Below are 17,139 nucleotides of genomic sequence, written 5' to 3'. Positions count from 1 at the left end.
TGTCAGCGTTATTTCTCTGCAAACCCGGTGGTTTTACATCATCACAACGTCAAATTGCTCCTGACTGTAGAGTTGTTCTGTCTGTACCTTAACCTGTTTGCCCACAAAAATTTCCACCTCAGCCAAGGCGTGAGATTCATCCCCTTTCAGGACTTCGCTCACAGCAGGAGAGGCATAAACCAGAAAACGATCTGCATCAATGAGGCGATGAACACGCACAATCTCACGCAGAATTTCATAACATACCGTTTCAACGGATTTTACCGTGCCACGTCCCTGACAAGTCGGGCAGTTATCACATAAAATATGTTCGATACTTTCCCGTGTCCGCTTGCGGGTCATTTCCACCAGACCAAGCTGGGAAAAACCATTAATGGTTGTTTTCACCCGGTCTTTGCTCAATGCCTGTTCTAAAGAAGCCAGCACACGGCGACGGTGTTCTTCATTACCCATATCGATAAAATCAATGATAATGATCCCACCTAAATTACGCAGCCTTAGCTGACGGGCAATCGACTGAGTGGCTTCAATATTAGTATTAAAGATCGTTTCTTCCAGATTACGATGCCCGACAAAAGCGCCAGTATTAATATCTATTGTCGTCATGGCTTCCGTTTGATCAATAATCAGATAACCACCCGACTTTAATTCTACTTTACGTTCCAGCGCGCGCTGAATTTCATTTTCAACATCATAAATATCGAATATAGGCTGGTTTCCCTGATAAAGCTCCAACTTGGCGTTCATTTCAGGAATATATTCGTCGATGAATTCCTGTAATTGAAGGAATGTCTGACGGGAATCAACCCGAATACGATTAAGGGGAGCGCCCGCAAAATCACGCAGAACACGCTGTGCCAGTGCCAGTTCACCGTATACTTTATTTTTGGTGATATTACGTTTCTTACGTTCAATCACTTTACCCCACAGGCGCTGCAAAAATGCGGCATCCTGTACGAGCTCTTCTGCTCCTATACCTTCGGCGGCCGTACGGATAATAAACCCACCATGCTCATTACAGTAATCCATCACGATGGATTTCAGGCGGTCGCGTTCTTCTTCACTCTCTATCCGCTGTGAAACACCAACATGAGAGGCTCCCGGCATAAACACCAGATAACGGGATGGCAGGGTAATATCTGTCGTCAATCGGGCACCTTTTGTGCCGAGGGGATCTTTCACCACCTGCACGATCAAATCCTGCCCTTGATGAACCAACTCGGCTATATCTCTGACTTGGAAATTCTTCTTCTCTTCACCCGCAATACATTCGGTGTGAGGCACAATATCCGAAGCATGAAGAAAGGCGGCTTTCTCCAGCCCGATATCAACAAAAGCCGCCTGCATTCCGGGCAGAACCCGGCTCACCCGACCTTTGTAAATATTTCCGGCAATGCCTCTTCTCGCTTCCCGTTCAACATGTATTTCCTGCAAAATACCGCCATCAATATAAGCAACCCGCGTTTCGGATGGCGTGATATTGACTAATAACTCTGCTGTCATGAATAATGCTTCCCATCAGCTAATACTAAAAATCGTGTGATTAATTCACATGTTTCCACCAGTGGTAAGCCGACAACAGCATGGTAACTGCCATTAATTTTTCTGACAAAACAACCGCCCTTACCCTGAATGCCATAAGCGCCGGCTTTATCCATCGGCTCCCCAGTTGCAATATATTCCTGTATTTCCTGTTGGGATAACTGGCGGAATATCACATCTGTAATGACTATCTCACTCAGGGTGTGCTGACTGTTCGATAAAGCTACAGCCGTCATAACTTGATGACTCTGTCCGGACAAAGCACTCAATATTTCAGCAGCATGTTGTGGATTACGCGGTTTTTCCAGAATACGGTTATTCAATACAACAATAGTATCCGCACCCAGAACAGGAAAGTCATTCGGTGCTATTGCCACGCCCGCCTGTGCTTTTTCTCTGGCCAGTCGGCTGACATATTGCTGCGGTGATTCCCCTTCCTGCCATTTTTCTTCGACCTGTGGTGTCAGAATCTCAAAATTAAAATCTAACATTCCCACCAGCTCACGTCGCCTTGGTGAGCCAGAAGCTAAATAAAGGGTTTTCATCGTGAGTCATCCTTAAAGCATATTGCATTGGAGGCTATTAATATCAGTCCATTTAAAAACAGGAAACTGCCTTTAACGAACTGAAAATTGACGACGGATTTTCCGCATTAATAAGAATAGCCAAGGCCAGAGAATACCATTGACCAGGCCATTCCAGAACACTTCTGGATGGAAAAGCGTCTTTGGTATCAAAGCATGAGCCAGAAAAATACAGAGATTCATCAGCGTTGAAAGCGCCACGACAACCAGTGCTTGCTGCCAGAGCGCCATATTACGAATTAACTGAAATTTGAACACCACCAGAAAACTAATGATGCTGAAAGCCAAAGCATGTGCACCGAGAACACTGCCTTGTAATAAGTCAGTAATGATGCCCAATACAAAGCCCGTACCCACACTGACGCGATGAGGGATCGCAAGCAGCCAGTAAATTAAGCACAGCACCAGCAAGGTAGGCCGGAACATATAGAACTGCTCCGGCCACGGCATAATCTGCAATACGATTGCAATCAGGAAAGATAACCAGATGACCCAGCGCCCTCGACTACGATATTGATTCATTGACGATTTCCTGTAGCTGAAGACGAGGGCTTTGTTACAGACAGTGTTTTATTCCCCTCTATATTGCCTTTTTTTCCTTCACCTGAATCCTGCGTCGGAAGCTGCGGTTTTTCTTCAAGTGGATTCGGCAGTACCTCAGGTAACATCTGCATCAAGCGTTCATTTGCTGCGCGATGTACTGCGGAAGGCGGCAACGGTTCCGACGGATCGTTATCTGATCCCCACAACAACAGCAGATAGCGCAGGCGTCGTAATTCAGCCAGTGGGCGTGCACGAATGACCACATGAGCCCGCTGATTGTCTATTTTGACGGAAGACACCACCGCTACCGGATACCCTTCGGGAAAACGCCCACCCAGACCCGATGTCACCAGTACGTCACCAACACGAATGTCGGTATCACTTGCCATCGGCTCCAGATGCAGATCTTCCGTACATCCGGCTCCGGCGGCAATCATACGGAGATCATTGCGCATGACCTGAACAGGCAACCCATGAGTCGGATCACAAATTAACAATACCCGACTGCTCAAATGACTCACTGAAATGACTTGACCAGCAACCCCCCGATCACTGATGACAGCCTGCCCTTCATACACGCCATCTTTAGCCCCCTTATCAATGACTATCTGATCTCGATAAGGATCAATGCCACCCGAAATCACCTGCGATACCATCATGTGTTCATCACGACGCACCGGTGATCCCAGTAATTCACGCAGACGGGAGTTTTCATGTTTCAGTTGCCCCAGCAAGAGAAGTTTGCTGCTCTGTAACCGCAGCTCATTGCGTAGGGTATTATTCTCCATCTCAAGATGCTTACGGGTAGCCAGAGATTCAGAGATGCCATCCAGAAATTGGCGTGGCCCATTGGCCAGAAAATAAAAAGGACTGACTGCCGTATCCATATAGCTACGGACTTTATTAAAAAAACCGAAACGGCTGTCTACCACAACCAGAATAATGGCAATAATAACAGCTAAAAAGAGTCGTACTTGCAGAGAAGATCCACTGCTGAAAATCGGCTTCATAAATTGCGCATTGTTAAGCTGTGTTGTGTCATAAACGATCAAACTCCCGAACAAACAGCAAGGAGGCCCCGATAACACATAACCGCCCCCCAGCTCGCAGAGTTACGTTCAGTCTTCGCTGAACAGATCACCACCATGCATGTCGATCATTTCCAACGCCTTGCCGCCACCCCGGGCAACACAGGTCAGAGGATCTTCAGCTACAATGACAGGAATGCCTGTTTCTTCCATCAGCAGGCGATCAAGATTACGCAGCAGCGCACCACCCCCCGTCAGAACCATGCCTCGCTCCGAAATATCAGAAGCCAGTTCTGGCGGACACTGTTCCAGTGCGACCATAACTGCGCTGACGATACCGGTCAGGGGTTCCTGTAAGGCTTCAAGGATTTCATTGGAATTCAGGGTGAAGCCACGCGGTACACCTTCGGCAAGGTTACGGCCACGTACTTCGATTTCATGGACTTCATCCGTTGGATAAGCAGAACCAATTCCATGTTTGATACGTTCTGCGGTTGCTTCCCCAATCAGGGAACCATAATTGCGGCGAACATAATTGATAATCGCTTCATCAAAGCGATCCCCGCCGATACGGACAGAAGAGGAATAAACAACGCCATTGAGGGAAATAACTGCAACTTCAGTCGTACCACCACCAATGTCCACAACCATTGAGCCAGTTGCTTCAGAAACAGGCAGACCGGCACCAATTGCTGCCGCCATTGGCTCTTCAATCAGAAAGACTTCCCGTGCCCCCGCGCTCTGGGCAGATTCACGAATAGCACGACGTTCAACCTGAGTTGCCCCAACAGGTACACAGACCAGTACGCGTGGGCTTGGGCGCATGAAACTGTTGTTGTGAACCTGTTTGATAAAATGCTGCAACATTTTTTCCGTGACATAAAAATCGGCAATAACCCCATCCTTCATCGGACGGATAGCTGCGATATTACCCGGAGTACGCCCCAGCATTTGTTTTGCTGCCGACCCTACAGCGGCAACACTTTTTGGTGAACCGGCTCTGTCCTGACGGATAGCAACGACAGAAGGTTCATCGAGTACAATTCCCTGACCCTTGACATAAATAAGGGTATTGGCAGTACCCAAGTCAATGGACAAATCGTTGGAAAACATGCCACGAAATTTCTTTAACATAACGAAAGGATAATCCTGCAAGCTGGGGACGGATATTGTCCGTCTACTCTACCAACCACATGAAGCAGCGACAAGGCGCATCACTAACTACTTTTACTACTTCAATAAAAGTGGCTACGTTATTATTCATATCAGACACACAATATTCTACGTTACTTTTCTCTAACGGAGCAGAAAAAAACTGCATAAAAACGGGTTAATTTCACCGATAACCTCATCACTATGCCCTAAAATGATCAAATGCCTCAAAAACCAACATTATAGTGCATATCGCGATACAACTACCCCCGATTTTACTGCTTCTATGTTGACCTGTAATCACTTCTGCAAGTTCAACCAAAACGTGTTTTTTCTCAACATTCTGACCTCCCCGGATAGTGCATTGTCAAAAAGAACGTCACCATCAACGGTAATAGGTAAAAATAAGGATTATTCTGAGCAAATCAATAATGTCATTTTCCTGATTGTTACCCTGTGCATTTGATCTTTTACATTGTCATCTTGAACAAAAATAAATAATCCCGGTTTTGCCACTCTCCATCACAATATTGCTGCTCGTCCGTTTCAGCACTTTCAATTTTATCTATATTGTGATGATGTCAAAATGGTGATGGTGTCGGATATAAAAACCCCATCAAGAGAGAATAATGATGAAAGCCTTATTACTTGAACAACACGAGACATTATCAGCCTCTATTCAAAATATTGATACCTCGCAACTGCCCTCTGGCGATGTCGTTGTAGATATCCACTGGTCAACACTCAATTACAAAGATGCCCTTGCTATTACTGGGAAAGGCAAAATTATCCGTCAATTTCCGATGGTGCCGGGAGTCGATTTTTCTGGTGTTGTCCATCATTCTGAAAATCCCCGCTTTCATATCGGCCAACACGTTTTGCTGACGGGCTGGGGCGTAGGTGAAAATCACTGGGGCGGGCTGGCAGAACAGGCCAGAGTTTCTGGTGAATGGCTGACACCGTTGCCACAGGGATTAAGCGCCAGACAAGCCATGATCATCGGCACAGCCGGTTTTACCGCCATGTTATGTATCATGGCGCTGGAGCAAGGAGGAGTGACACCGGAAAGTGGAGAAATTGCTGTTACTGGTGCCGGTGGAGGGGTCGGCAGCACAGCAATTACCCTGCTGTCACAACTGGGATATTCCGTCGTCGCCATCAGCAGCAAAACCGAAAACCAAGATTATTTACTTTCACTGGGTGCAAAGACGATCCTGCCTGTCACTGATTTTAATCAGCCATCGCGTTCGCTGGAGAAACAGCGCTGGGCCGGCGTCATTGATACCATCGGTGGCACAGTACTGGCAACCCTGCTGGCACAGGTGCATTACAACGGCACCGTCGCTGCTTGTGGCATGGCGAGTGACAGCCAACTGTCCACGACAGTGATGCCGTTTATTCTGCGCAATGTTCGCTTACAGGGTATTTCATCAGTCACCGTGCCTGCCGTAAAACGCTCTGATATTTGGCAAAGGTTACAGAAATTATTACCTGACGCCTTTTATCAACAGGCCACCACTGAAATTTCATTAGATCAAGTGGTCGAATACGCCAATAAACTGATAAACAACCAAATGACTGGCAGAACGTTGGTAAAGGTAGCTGATAAGACCAGTATTTAGCTGCTAAATGCCACGATATGTTTATAATGTCGGGCTTTATCGCCAAATTTACAAATAATGGTAGCAGAAAAAGATGACAAACCGTTGACATCGAGTTATCTTGGTCGATTGTTGACAGATTGCCGGAGATACCCGCACAATGGCAGACAAGTTTCGCATTTTACTCTTGAATGGCCCCAACCTGAACCTGTTGGGAACGCGAGAGCCAGAGACCTACGGCAAGTTAACGCTTGATGATATCGTCAGCAAACTGTCAAAAGAAGCTCACCAATCGGGAGTCGAATTATCCCATCTGCAATCCAATGCAGAATCTGAATTGATTGAGAGAATTCATACGGCGCGGGGCGATACCGATTTTATTCTGATTAACCCTGCGGCATTCACACATACCAGCGTGGCACTACGCGACGCACTTCTAGCGGTTGATATCCCATTTATTGAGATTCACCTCTCCAATGTGCATGCCCGCGAGCCATTCCGCCATCACTCATATCTTTCTGATATTGCCGTTGGCGTGATCTGCGGATTGAGTGCCGATGGTTATAGTTTCGCATTACAGGCAGCGGTCAACCGCTTGTCAACATTCAACTCATTTACCTAAGAGTACGGAACCACATTCATGGATATTCGTAAAATAAAAAAATTGATCGAGCTGGTTGAAGAATCCGGCATTTCTGAACTGGAAATTTCTGAAGGTGAAGAATCAGTACGTATCAGCCGTATAGCAGCAGCCCAGCACATGCCAATGACTCAGCAATATATTTCAGCGCCTGTTCAACAGTCAGTGCAAGCCGCCACACCAGCCATTCCTGCTGCTGAAAAACCAGCGGAAATTATCGGTCATACCGTCTGCTCCCCAATGGTCGGCACGTTCTACCGCTCACCAAGTCCAGATGCAAAAGCTTTCATCGAAATTGGCCAGCGTGTTAATCAGGGCGATACCCTGTGCATCGTTGAAGCAATGAAAATGATGAACCAAATCGAAGCTGACAAAACCGGCGTGGTTAGAGCAATTCTGGCACAAGACGGTCAACCTGTTGAATTTGACGAGCCACTGGTCGTCATCGAATAACGAGGCGTTCCATGCTTGAGAAAATTGTCATTGCTAACCGTGGTGAAATTGCACTGCGTATCCTGAGAGCCTGTAAAGAGCTTGGGATCAAAACCGTTGCGGTGCACTCTACGGCAGATCGTGATCTGAAACACGTCTTGCTGGCGGATGAAACCGTCTGTATCGGTCCTGCGGCATCAGCAAAAAGTTATCTGAACATTCCTGCCATTATTTCTGCGGCAGAAATTACCTGTGCTCAGGCAATCCATCCCGGTTATGGCTTCCTGTCTGAAAACGCCGATTTTGCTGAACAAGTAGAACGTTCTGGTTTTGTTTTCATTGGCCCTAAAGCAGAAACCATCCGCTTGATGGGGGATAAAGTCTCCGCCATTAACGCGATGAAAACAGCCGGTGTTCCCTGTGTTCCCGGTTCTGACGGCTCATTAGGGAATGATACCGAGAAAAATAAAGCCATTGCGAAACGCATTGGCTATCCGGTGATCATCAAGGCATCAGGTGGTGGTGGTGGTCGCGGTATGCGCGTTGTACGCAGCGACAAAGATCTGGAACAATCCATCGCTATGACCCGTGCAGAAGCCAAGGCCGCTTTCAACAATGACATGGTATACATGGAGAAATTCCTTGAGAACCCACGTCACGTTGAAATTCAGGTACTGGCAGATGGTCAGGGTCATGCTCTCTATCTGGCTGAACGTGACTGCTCCATGCAGCGCCGTCACCAGAAAGTGGTAGAGGAAGCACCTGCACCGGGTATTTCAGCAGAATTGCGTCGCACTATCGGCGAGCGCTGTGCCAATGCCTGTATCGAAATCGGTTATCGCGGGGCAGGTACGTTTGAATTCCTGTATGAAAATGGTGAGTTCTACTTTATCGAGATGAACACCCGTATTCAGGTTGAGCACCCCGTCACAGAAATGATTACTGGCGTTGACCTGATTAAAGAGCAGTTGCGCATTGCCTCTGGCCTGCCACTGTCCATCAAACAGGAAGATATCGTGATCGAAGGTCATGCGATCGAATGCCGTATCAATGCAGAAGATCCAAAATCCTTCCTGCCAAGCCCGGGCAAAATTACCCATTTCCACTCTCCGGGCGGGTTCGGCGTGCGCTGGGAATCCCATATCTATGCAGGATATACTGTACCGCCTTACTATGATTCCATGATCGGTAAGCTGATCACGTACGGCGAAACCCGTGAAGTGGCAATTGCTCGCATGAAGAATGCACTGGCCGAGTTGATCATCGATGGCATCAAGACCAATATCGATCTGCAAGTAGCGATTATGAATGACGAGAATTTCCAGAAAGGCGGAACCAATATCCACTATCTGGAGAAGAAACTGGGTTTGCAGGAGAAGTAAGATTTCTTACTGATGTTCAGACGTTGTTGCTTTGAATGATTAAAATCCCACTTTAAAAGGTGGGATTTTTTTATAACTGAACTCGATGACGGCCTAAGCGCTCACCTTAATAAAATCGTAAACAAAGTTTCTTGTTTAAATACAAGAAACCATATTTATATCACTTGGTCCATTCTTACCTATTTTAAAATTATCCAAGGCGTAGCTTGACTTCAAATGTGGTCCTTGGTTGGGGGCATCGGTGTCTGAACGATACCAAGAACGGCTCGACACAGTGGGCCAACCGTATGTGGGAGTAAATTGATATTTATCCTGTACCAAACCTCCCAATTCTTGCAATTCACCTATTTGTGGTGCTCTCTTTCCTTTCGCCTGACATAAATTTTTAAAATTTTCATAATTGTATGCTGACCAATCTTCATTATTTTCCTGAACAATCCCAGTTGAGAGATTTGGATAGTATTTTTGTACTTCTTTGCTCAATAATGGCCGTGAAAATTTGCCCGCATTGATCGGGAGCTCCTCAACCATATGCCCCCAATAATTGGCCAAATCTGTATCAGGACTGGTAATCACAGTAAAAATAACATCCTGTGTTTTAGTCTCAGTTTTAGCACCCGTACCTTCATTCACCGTTATCGACACGGAAGTTTTTAAACCGATACTATTCCTATCAGTGGCCGTCATTATTAATTCACCATTTTTGTCGGTAAAACCCATATAAGTGTCACCACTCTTGTAAGTTTTGCCGGTAATTTCCAACTGCACAGTAGGATCGACCCGCTCCGTCTTGGCTCGGCCAGTGGCTTTCCCCAGTTCAACCTTAATCGGCACTCCCCTTATGGCATTGCCACTTTTCAGGGTTTTTACGGTAAGTGTGATGGGTTCTTCTCTCTTCACTTTAGGCGCTTTCTTTCCATTGCTTAAATCCTCCTCAGTGCCCACATTCCATGTCACATCAAAATTCTCCGCGATCCCCAGTACCGTACCCTGCGCCCGGACAATACTTCCTATATTCCCTTTGCTATTCTTTGGCCTGACAGTCAATGCAATGATTTTACCTGCATGTTGATCGGTCAGTCCGAAAGATTCCGGGATATAACCGCTTTTGTCTATGGCATCATTGGAATTTTCTATAGCCTGTATTGTCGGATCATCCTCTCCGGGTTCATACACTCCCCACGCATAAAGGGATTCATCATCCGGATAACCATTGTTATCGTCAAAGGAATAGGTCGCCGTTATTTTTTTACCTATCACCAATGGATCAATTAATGCCAGATGAGTAATAACAGGATCTTTGTCCGGATCAATAACACTGCCTTGATCATTTCCGCCACCGGTATGGTTTCCTTCCTCCCACTTCATACTGGTGTTGATCGTCCGGGTATCATCCGCTTTCACGCCCAAAGCATTTTCTGCCCGAATCACAAACTCCACGATCCGGTTGACATCTTTAGCCTCCAGTAAATAATCCACTTCACTGACCTGACCGACTCTATCGGGGCCAATACCGGCCTGACAGGTTGTGCCATCGGGCTGGCCATTCAACTGCTTGCGGCACCATGTATACCCCGACTTATCCGTTATATCACCTGCTCCCGACTCAAAGACGTATTTTGCCGTTAGTGTTTTTCCCTTCTCCAGAATACCTTCCAGCTTAAGCTCATTGATGGCAGGCTTGCCTGCCGGATCAAAAATGCTACCCGGCTTATCTCCCGGAGGAGTAAGGGTTTTATTACCGTCCTGTTCACTCATGCTGGTATCCACGGTACGAAGTTGACCCGCTATGCCTTCACCGTTAATCGGTTTAACAGAAATCGCCAACATTTTACCAGCATCTTCTTGTTTCAGATCCCGAGTTAATGTTCCCGTTTTCGTCTTACTATCCTTACTGACGGCAGGTACAGATTCCAACTGGTCATCAGTAACCAGTGCATTCTTATCATGCCACGTATATTTTGAGTCATCAGTGTCATTACCGCTATTACCGTCAAACTGGTAAGTGGCTGTCAGGCGTTTTCCAACTGCCAAATCACCGCTCAACGTAAGTTTGGTAATAACCGGGGCGGCATCTGGGTTAGTGACTCCGCCTTCGCTACCGGTGTTGATCGTCCGGGTGTCATCCGCTTTCACGCCCAAAGCATTTTCTGCCCGAATCGAAAATTCCACGATCCGGTTGACATCTTTAGCCTCCAGTAAATAATCCACTTCACTGACCTGAGCGGCTCTATCGGGGCCAATACCGGCCTGACAGGTTGTGCCATCGGGCTGGCCATTCAACTGCTTGCGGCACCATGTATACCCCGACTTATCCGTTATATCACCTGCTCCCGACTCAAAGACGTATTTTGCCGTTAGTGTTTTTCCCTTCTCCAGAATACCTTCCAGCTTAAGCTCATTGATGGCAGGCTTGCCTGCCGGATCAAAAATGCTACCCGGCTTATCTCCCGGAGGAGTAAGGGTTTTATTACCGTCCTGTTCACTCATGCTGGTATCCACGGTACGAAGTTGACCCGCTATGCCTTCACCGTTAATCGGTCTAACGGAAATCGCCAACATTTTACCAGCATCTTCTTGTTTCAGATCCCGAGTTAATGTTCCCGTTTTCGTCTTACTATCCTTACTGACGGCAGGTACAGATTCCAACTGGTCATCAGTAACCAGTGCATTCTTATCATGCCACGTATATTTTGAGTCATCAGTGTCATTACCGCTATTACCGTCAAACTGGTAAGTGGCTGTCAGGCGTTTTCCAACTGCCAAATCACCACTCAGCGTCAGTTTGGTAATAACCGGGGCGGCATCTGGGTTAGTGACTCCGCCTTCGCTACTGGTGTTGATCGTCCGGGTATCATCCGCTTTCACGCCCAAAGCATTTTCTGCCCGAATCGAAAATTCCACGATCCGGTTGACATCTTTAGCCTCCAGTAAATAATCCACTTCACTGACCTGACCGGCTCTATCGGGGCCAATACCGGCCTGACAGGTTGTGCCATCGGGCTGGCCATTCAACTGCTTGCGGCACCATGTATACCCCGACTTATCCGTTATATCACCTGCTCCCGACTCAAAGACGTATTTTGCCGTTAGTGTTTTTCCCTTCTCCAGAATACCTTCCAGCTTAAGCTCATTGATGGCAGGCTTGCCTGCCGGATCAAAAATGCTACCCGGCTTATCTCCCGGAGGAGTAAGGGTTTTATTACCGTCCTGTTCACTCATGCTGGTATCCACGGTACGCAGTTGACCCGCTATGCCTTCACCGTTAATCGGTTTAACAGAAATCGCCAACATTTTACCAGCATCTTCTTGTTTCAGATCCCGAGTTAATGTCCCCGTTTTCGTCTTACTATCCTTACTGACGGCAGGTACAGATTTCAACTGGTCATCAGTAACCAGTGCATTCTTATCATGCCACGTATATTTTGAGTCATCAGTGTCATTACCGCTATTACCGTCAAACTGGTAAGTGGCTGTCAGGCGTTTTCCAACTTCCAAATCACCACTCAGCGTCAGTTTGGTAATAACCGGGGCGGCATCTGGGTTAGTGACTCCGCCTTCGCTATTGCCGCCTGTCGTCTTATTCCCCTGCATTCCTTTGCGCAGAACGACGGTTTCTGGGGGGAAGTGAGAAATTTGTATTGCGTTGGAAGCCAGTACTGACAGTTCCAGTACTTTACCCACTGCGGTCTGTGGAATGGTGTATTCAGGTACAAGACCTTTTTCTTTCACGTTACCTGAGGACGTAATCCCATTCTGGATTTCATTGGGAGGGGGTACGGTTTCTTCAATGCCCGTCGCTTTGGCTAGTGACGTTACTTTGTCTGCGGTAGTGCTTTCTGCTCCCCAGGCAAAGAAGGAGTGGTCTGTATCATTACCCCCATTGGCATTAAACTGGTAGGTCGCACTGAGTTTTTTACTCTGTTCTATGACCCCCGCGACGATGAGATCGCTGATTGTCGGCGCATTGGCAACATCAAACTGAATTTCCGTACCATGTTTCAGTGGCTTGTCATCCACCGTGACAATGATTTTCCATTCGCCAGGTTTGGTGCCAGCCGTGGCGGTAACTTCATAAATACCGCTCCCTTCCGATACTTCTTTAACTTCGGTGCCCAATATAGGGTTTTTACCTTCGCCTCTCAGGCTATTGAGATCAGATATGAACGTGATATTACCTGCGACACCAGTGACGGGTTTGCCATTGTTGCCTATCAGCCTCAACCGGAGTATGGTTTGGGTTTTTCCATCTGCTGCCATTGATTGATGAGGCAGCTCAAACCCCGAGTCTTTAAGATCGATAGCTAAAGAGATCACCTGTATCTGTGTTTCCGCCCGTTCAGAAGCATTGCCCTGATTGTCATAGGCAATCCCGGACAGGATGTAGGTATTGTTGCCCTTGTTATGGAACGGTGGCAAAGTCAGCCGATAATGCTCTCCCCCCCGCACTGGCGTATCCGGTTTCTCCAGTTTGCCGCCGCCAGCCACCAGATTTGCCATATCCCAGACAATTTCTTTCAGTCCATATTTACTACTGACATTAACATTCAACGACATGACTTGTCCGCCGTGCCCGCTAATCTGTTTTTCCATCCTCAGGCGTATCAGCTCTTTTTTCCGGTATTCCAGTACGATTTGATTATTACGTTCGACCAAATCATAACGCCCACCTTGCAAACTACGTTTAAAGGCTACCGCATCCGGGTCAATCTGTTTTGACCACGGCGTCCCAAGTACATAGTTCAGGCCAAAATTAACCAGAGTTTCACCGTGGCCCTGCGCACTTTGTTTACGGTCAATGCCCAATGTCACCAGCGGGATCGGGGTATAGCTGGCACCCACAGTAAAAACGGACGGATTTTTTTGTCGACGTTCTTCACTCAGCAGGCCAACCTCATCACCAAAATATTGCTCATAGATCAGCTTACCCCCTAATTGCGGATAGGCAGGAATGTAACCTTCTGCACGCAAATCAAAACCATTGGCCGGACGTTCTTCGTAATCTTTCATTTTTTGGCCATCTTTCCAGCTACTAGCCCGGAAATAGCCATTCGCCCCGAATTTCATAAAATCACGGGCGTACTCGGTACCAATGCCGAAACGAGTATGATCACGGGTAATGTCATGGTCAACGAAAGCGTTATAGCCAAACATGCCGGTATTAAGAAAATGACGTTGCCCCAGACCAACATTGACGGTAGTACGGTTGTCAATACGACGCAGACCAAACTGGGTAAAGGCCATCTGTTTTTCGCGATCATAGAGCGGTAATAACATATCAAACTGACTGCCTTCTAAGCGCCCACGATCATCCACATTAGCCTGCAATTTGATCGTGCCATAGCGTTGCAGCCAGTTTTGCACAGCCTGATTGGCTTCATTGACGGCCAGACCGTGTAATTGACGTTTAGCGCTGTCCACAATATTGTTGTTTTTCAGCATCCCCGCCGCATGGGAAGCTGCATTCGCCAGCCAGCGTTCAGTGGTATTTTCAGAAGGTTCAGTGGCGGAAATTTGCCTCAAACGATCCGCCAACGCTTTACTGGAGAGCGGTTTTGTGAGGTCAGTTTCACCCCCCCCTTCCAGTTTCGTCATCGGTTTGCTGAGGGAACGATCTTCCTGTGCAACCGGATGCGTTTTGGCAGCCGCCAGCACAGGAGTAAAAGTACCCGCCATCAGAAATACAACCTGGGAAAAAATATTCACCCAAGCCACCAGCTTAATCCGATGACGTTGTTTATCTGTCCGCTGCCTGTTTTGTTCTTTTAGCATGTTTACCAACCCTTGAAATTAACACTATTGACCTCAAGCAATGTCATGCGTTGATAACATTCACGCCTATTTTCTATAATCTAATAGACTTTAAATGAAGTCAGATGAACCAGATAATTTTTCCATCAATGATGGTCAAGTCATTTAATAGGCAAGATAAAAGACTTATCAAACTTTCTAACACGAAAAATAATTCAGCTAAATAATGAAAAGTTGCCAAAATATAAAAAAACCTTCTCCATCACTTTTAATTAAAAACCAAATAAAAATCAAATGACATTCCAGAGAAAAATAAAAACAATTATATTTCTCCAAAATAAATTTTAATTTAATTAAAAAAATCAATAAATTAAAAACAAATTAAACAATAAAACTTTCATCATTTCTTATCAAAATAGCGATTTTGAGTTAACATTTCTCGTCAAAATGTAATCTGTTTTTCGTTTCAATCCTTGGCAAAAAATGGAAAAAAAAGCACTCATAAAAACCCATAATTAATAAAAAACGCTTTTTTACATTTAAAACTAAATCTTTTTATTATCAATAATTAAATTCATTCCACCATTGTTAACAAAAAGACAAAATAAATACTGATTTCAATAAAATATTATTTTGTTGAAAATTAAAACATTTTTTTTGATTTTTACTCTGATTTTTCACGGCACATTTTTCTCCTGAATAAATCTGTACATTACCGTACAATTCTCCTCATATTGTTTCATAGAAGTTACCCGGAGAACGGATGGACAGACGATTTGTTCAATCCCACAAAGAAGCGCGCTGGGCAGTATCCCTGGCGTTGGCTTATCTTGTTGGTTGGTTACTGTGTGCCTATTTACCCAGTGATGCCATCGGCTTAACTGGATTACCCCGCTGGTTTGAACTGGCTTGCCTGCTGCTCCCAGCCTTATTTATCATCCTCTGCTGGTTGATGGTGAAGTTTATATTCAAAGAAGTTCCATTGGAGGATGATAATGCAAACTGAAGTGATCTTACCTCTGGTAGGGTATTTGGCGTTGGTTTTCCTGCTGTCAATCTATGCTTACCGTCGCCGTCAAACAGGCGAATTTTTGAATGAGTATTTTCTCGGCAATCGCTCAATGGGCGGTTTTGTACTCGCCATGACCATCACGGCAACCTACATCAGCGCCAGTTCCTTCATTGGCGGCCCCGGTGCAGCTTATAAGTACGGTATCGGCTGGGTTCTGCTGTCCCTGATCCAATTGCCCGCGATATGGCTCTCCCTCGGCGTGCTGGGGAAAAAATTTGCCATCCTCGCCCGTCGCTACAACGCCGTCACCTTGAACGACATGCTGTATGCCCGCTATCAGAGCCGTTTTCTGGTCTGGTTTGCCAGCCTGAGCCTGCTGGTCGCCTTTGTCGGGGCGATGACCGTACAATTTGTTGGCGGTGCTCGTTTGCTGGAAACAGCCGCAGGTATCCCCTACGATACCGGATTGCTGATTTTTGGCATTTCAATCGCGCTTTACACGGCATTTGGCGGGTTCAGAGCCAGTGTCCTCAACGATGCCTTACAGGGGCTGGTCATGCTGCTGGGAACGGTATTATTGCTGGCAGGTATCATCTACAAAGCCGGGGGCTTGTCAGAAGCTATTGCCACACTGCGCGCCATTGATCCCAATCTGGTTTCACCCCACGGTGCTGATAACATCCTTACAGGGCCATTTATGACGTCTTTCTGGGTACTTGTCTGCTTTGGTGTTATAGGGCTGCCACATACCGCTGTTCGCTGTATTTCCTATCGGGACAGCAAAGCTGTCCATCGCGGTATTATCATCGGTACTATCGTGATGGCAATCCTGATGTTCGGTATGCACCTTGCGGGGGCTTTGGGAAGAGCGATTATTCCTGATCTGACCATCCCGGACCAAGTGATCCCAACTTTGATGATCACCGTACTGCCGCCTGTCGCTGCGGGTATTTTTCTGGCGGCACCGATGGCCGCGATTATGTCAACAATTAATGCCCAATTGCTGCAATCTTCGGCTACTATCGTCAAAGATCTCTATTTAAATCTGTTCCCCCAGCAAATCAGACAAGAGAAAAAACTTTCTCGCATTTCCAGCTACTCCACTCTATTTTTGGGGATGCTGCTGCTGCTGGCCGCATGGCGCCCACCTGAAATGCTTATTTGGCTGAATTTACTGGCGTTTGGCGGGTTGCAAGCGGTATTCCTTTGGCCACTGGTGCTGGGGCTATACTGGGAAAAAGCTAATGCATATGGTGCCATTGGCTCAATGCTCATCGGTGCGACTAGCTATACATTGCTGGCCAGTTTCAATATCCAGATTTTTGGCTTCCATCCGATAGTACCATCGTTGTTATTCAGTTTACTGGCCTTCGGGATAGGGAATATGATTGGCAGCCGTAAATACCAACAGATCGCCGCATCTCAATAGCGGCGATATAATTTCATTTCCATAAGAAAATGATTCACAGAAA

12 protein-coding genes are annotated in these 17,139 nt (G+C 46.5%); 6 read left to right on the top strand and 6 right to left on the bottom strand.

Going from position 1 to position 17,139, the window contains the following annotated elements:
- Positions 1–33: 33 nt before the first annotated feature.
- The 5 genes from rng to mreB all read right to left on the bottom strand — a co-directional run bounded on the left by rng (position 34) and on the right by mreB (position 4,831).
- The gene (gene rng, locus XBJ1_RS16210) at positions 34–1,503 is read right to left on the bottom strand and encodes a ribonuclease G (RefSeq protein WP_012990110.1); all 1,470 of its coding nucleotides are present in this window, start codon (positions 1,501–1,503) and stop codon (positions 34–36) included.
- Positions 1,500–2,087: a Maf family protein gene (locus tag XBJ1_RS16205; RefSeq protein WP_012990109.1), complete on the bottom strand. Its 588-nt coding sequence runs from the start codon at positions 2,085–2,087 to the stop codon at positions 1,500–1,502. The genes rng and XBJ1_RS16205 overlap by 4 nt, the downstream gene beginning before the upstream one ends.
- Positions 2,088–2,159: 72 nt before the next feature.
- Positions 2,160–2,648, bottom strand: coding sequence for a rod shape-determining protein MreD (gene mreD, locus XBJ1_RS16200; RefSeq protein WP_012990108.1), 489 nt, complete (start codon positions 2,646–2,648; stop codon positions 2,160–2,162).
- Entirely contained in the window at positions 2,645–3,679 is a 1,035-nt protein-coding gene (gene mreC, locus XBJ1_RS16195) for a rod shape-determining protein MreC (protein WP_012990107.1), read from the bottom strand. The genes mreD and mreC overlap by 4 nt, the downstream gene beginning before the upstream one ends.
- Positions 3,680–3,787: 108 nt before the next feature.
- Positions 3,788–4,831 carry a rod shape-determining protein MreB gene (gene mreB, locus XBJ1_RS16190; protein WP_038192479.1) on the bottom strand — a complete coding sequence of 348 codons (1,044 nt, stop codon included), beginning with the start codon at positions 4,829–4,831 and terminating at the stop codon, positions 3,788–3,790.
- 650 nt (positions 4,832–5,481) lie between these two features.
- On the opposite strand from mreB, the gene XBJ1_RS16185 reads away from it, so the two are divergent.
- The 4 genes from XBJ1_RS16185 to accC all read left to right on the top strand — a co-directional run bounded on the left by XBJ1_RS16185 (position 5,482) and on the right by accC (position 8,904).
- Positions 5,482–6,471: an MDR family oxidoreductase gene (locus XBJ1_RS16185; RefSeq protein ID WP_012990104.1), complete on the top strand. Its 990-nt coding sequence runs from the start codon at positions 5,482–5,484 to the stop codon at positions 6,469–6,471.
- A 139-nt stretch (positions 6,472–6,610) separates the two neighbouring features.
- Complete coding sequence (gene aroQ, locus XBJ1_RS16180) at positions 6,611–7,072, top strand: type II 3-dehydroquinate dehydratase (RefSeq protein ID WP_012990103.1); 462 nt, start codon at positions 6,611–6,613, stop codon at positions 7,070–7,072.
- An 18-nt stretch (positions 7,073–7,090) separates the two neighbouring features.
- Positions 7,091–7,543 (top strand): acetyl-CoA carboxylase biotin carboxyl carrier protein, encoded by a 453-nt coding sequence (gene accB, locus XBJ1_RS16175; protein ID WP_012990102.1) that lies wholly within the window; start codon positions 7,091–7,093, stop codon positions 7,541–7,543.
- An 11-nt stretch (positions 7,544–7,554) separates the two neighbouring features.
- Complete coding sequence (accC, locus tag XBJ1_RS16170) at positions 7,555–8,904, top strand: acetyl-CoA carboxylase biotin carboxylase subunit (RefSeq protein ID WP_012990101.1); 1,350 nt, start codon at positions 7,555–7,557, stop codon at positions 8,902–8,904.
- A 135-nt stretch (positions 8,905–9,039) separates the two neighbouring features.
- Here accC and XBJ1_RS19135 read toward each other — a convergent pair whose 3' ends face one another.
- Complete coding sequence (locus XBJ1_RS19135) at positions 9,040–14,676, bottom strand: inverse autotransporter beta domain-containing protein (RefSeq protein WP_012990100.1); 5,637 nt, start codon at positions 14,674–14,676, stop codon at positions 9,040–9,042.
- Between the two features lie 742 nt (positions 14,677–15,418).
- Here XBJ1_RS19135 and XBJ1_RS16160 point away from each other — a divergent pair.
- Positions 15,419–15,661: a YhdT family protein gene (locus XBJ1_RS16160; protein ID WP_012990098.1), complete on the top strand. Its 243-nt coding sequence runs from the start codon at positions 15,419–15,421 to the stop codon at positions 15,659–15,661.
- Positions 15,651–17,096 (top strand): sodium/pantothenate symporter, encoded by a 1,446-nt coding sequence (panF, locus tag XBJ1_RS16155; protein WP_012990097.1) that lies wholly within the window; start codon positions 15,651–15,653, stop codon positions 17,094–17,096. Before XBJ1_RS16160 ends, panF begins: the two co-directional genes overlap by 11 nt.
- Positions 17,097–17,139: the final 43 nt, after the last annotated feature.

Source organism: Xenorhabdus bovienii SS-2004 (assembly GCF_000027225.1).
Classification (GTDB): Bacteria; Pseudomonadota; Gammaproteobacteria; order Enterobacterales; family Enterobacteriaceae; genus Xenorhabdus; species Xenorhabdus bovienii_C.
This window is presented reverse-complemented; position numbering and strand designations above follow the sequence as displayed.

What these genes read in the sequence shown, in the direction of transcription:
- mreD (WP_012990108.1), bottom strand. Translation starts at nt 2,648, where the DNA reads ATGAATCAATATCGTAGTCGAGGGCGCTGGGTCATCTGGTTATCTTTC.
- panF (WP_012990097.1), top strand. Translation starts at nt 15,651, where the DNA reads ATGCAAACTGAAGTGATCTTACCTCTGGTAGGGTATTTGGCGTTGGTT.
- XBJ1_RS16205 (WP_012990109.1), bottom strand. Translation starts at nt 2,087, where the DNA reads ATGAAAACCCTTTATTTAGCTTCTGGCTCACCAAGGCGACGTGAGCTG.
- accB (WP_012990102.1), top strand. Translation starts at nt 7,091, where the DNA reads ATGGATATTCGTAAAATAAAAAAATTGATCGAGCTGGTTGAAGAATCC.
- mreC (WP_012990107.1), bottom strand. Translation starts at nt 3,679, where the DNA reads ATGAAGCCGATTTTCAGCAGTGGATCTTCTCTGCAAGTACGACTCTTT.
- XBJ1_RS16185 (WP_012990104.1), top strand. Translation starts at nt 5,482, where the DNA reads ATGAAAGCCTTATTACTTGAACAACACGAGACATTATCAGCCTCTATT.
- XBJ1_RS16160 (WP_012990098.1), top strand. Translation starts at nt 15,419, where the DNA reads ATGGACAGACGATTTGTTCAATCCCACAAAGAAGCGCGCTGGGCAGTA.
- rng (WP_012990110.1), bottom strand. Translation starts at nt 1,503, where the DNA reads ATGACAGCAGAGTTATTAGTCAATATCACGCCATCCGAAACGCGGGTT.
- accC (WP_012990101.1), top strand. Translation starts at nt 7,555, where the DNA reads ATGCTTGAGAAAATTGTCATTGCTAACCGTGGTGAAATTGCACTGCGT.
- aroQ (WP_012990103.1), top strand. Translation starts at nt 6,611, where the DNA reads ATGGCAGACAAGTTTCGCATTTTACTCTTGAATGGCCCCAACCTGAAC.
- XBJ1_RS19135 (WP_012990100.1), bottom strand. Translation starts at nt 14,676, where the DNA reads ATGCTAAAAGAACAAAACAGGCAGCGGACAGATAAACAACGTCATCGG.
- mreB (WP_038192479.1), bottom strand. Translation starts at nt 4,831, where the DNA reads ATGTTAAAGAAATTTCGTGGCATGTTTTCCAACGATTTGTCCATTGAC.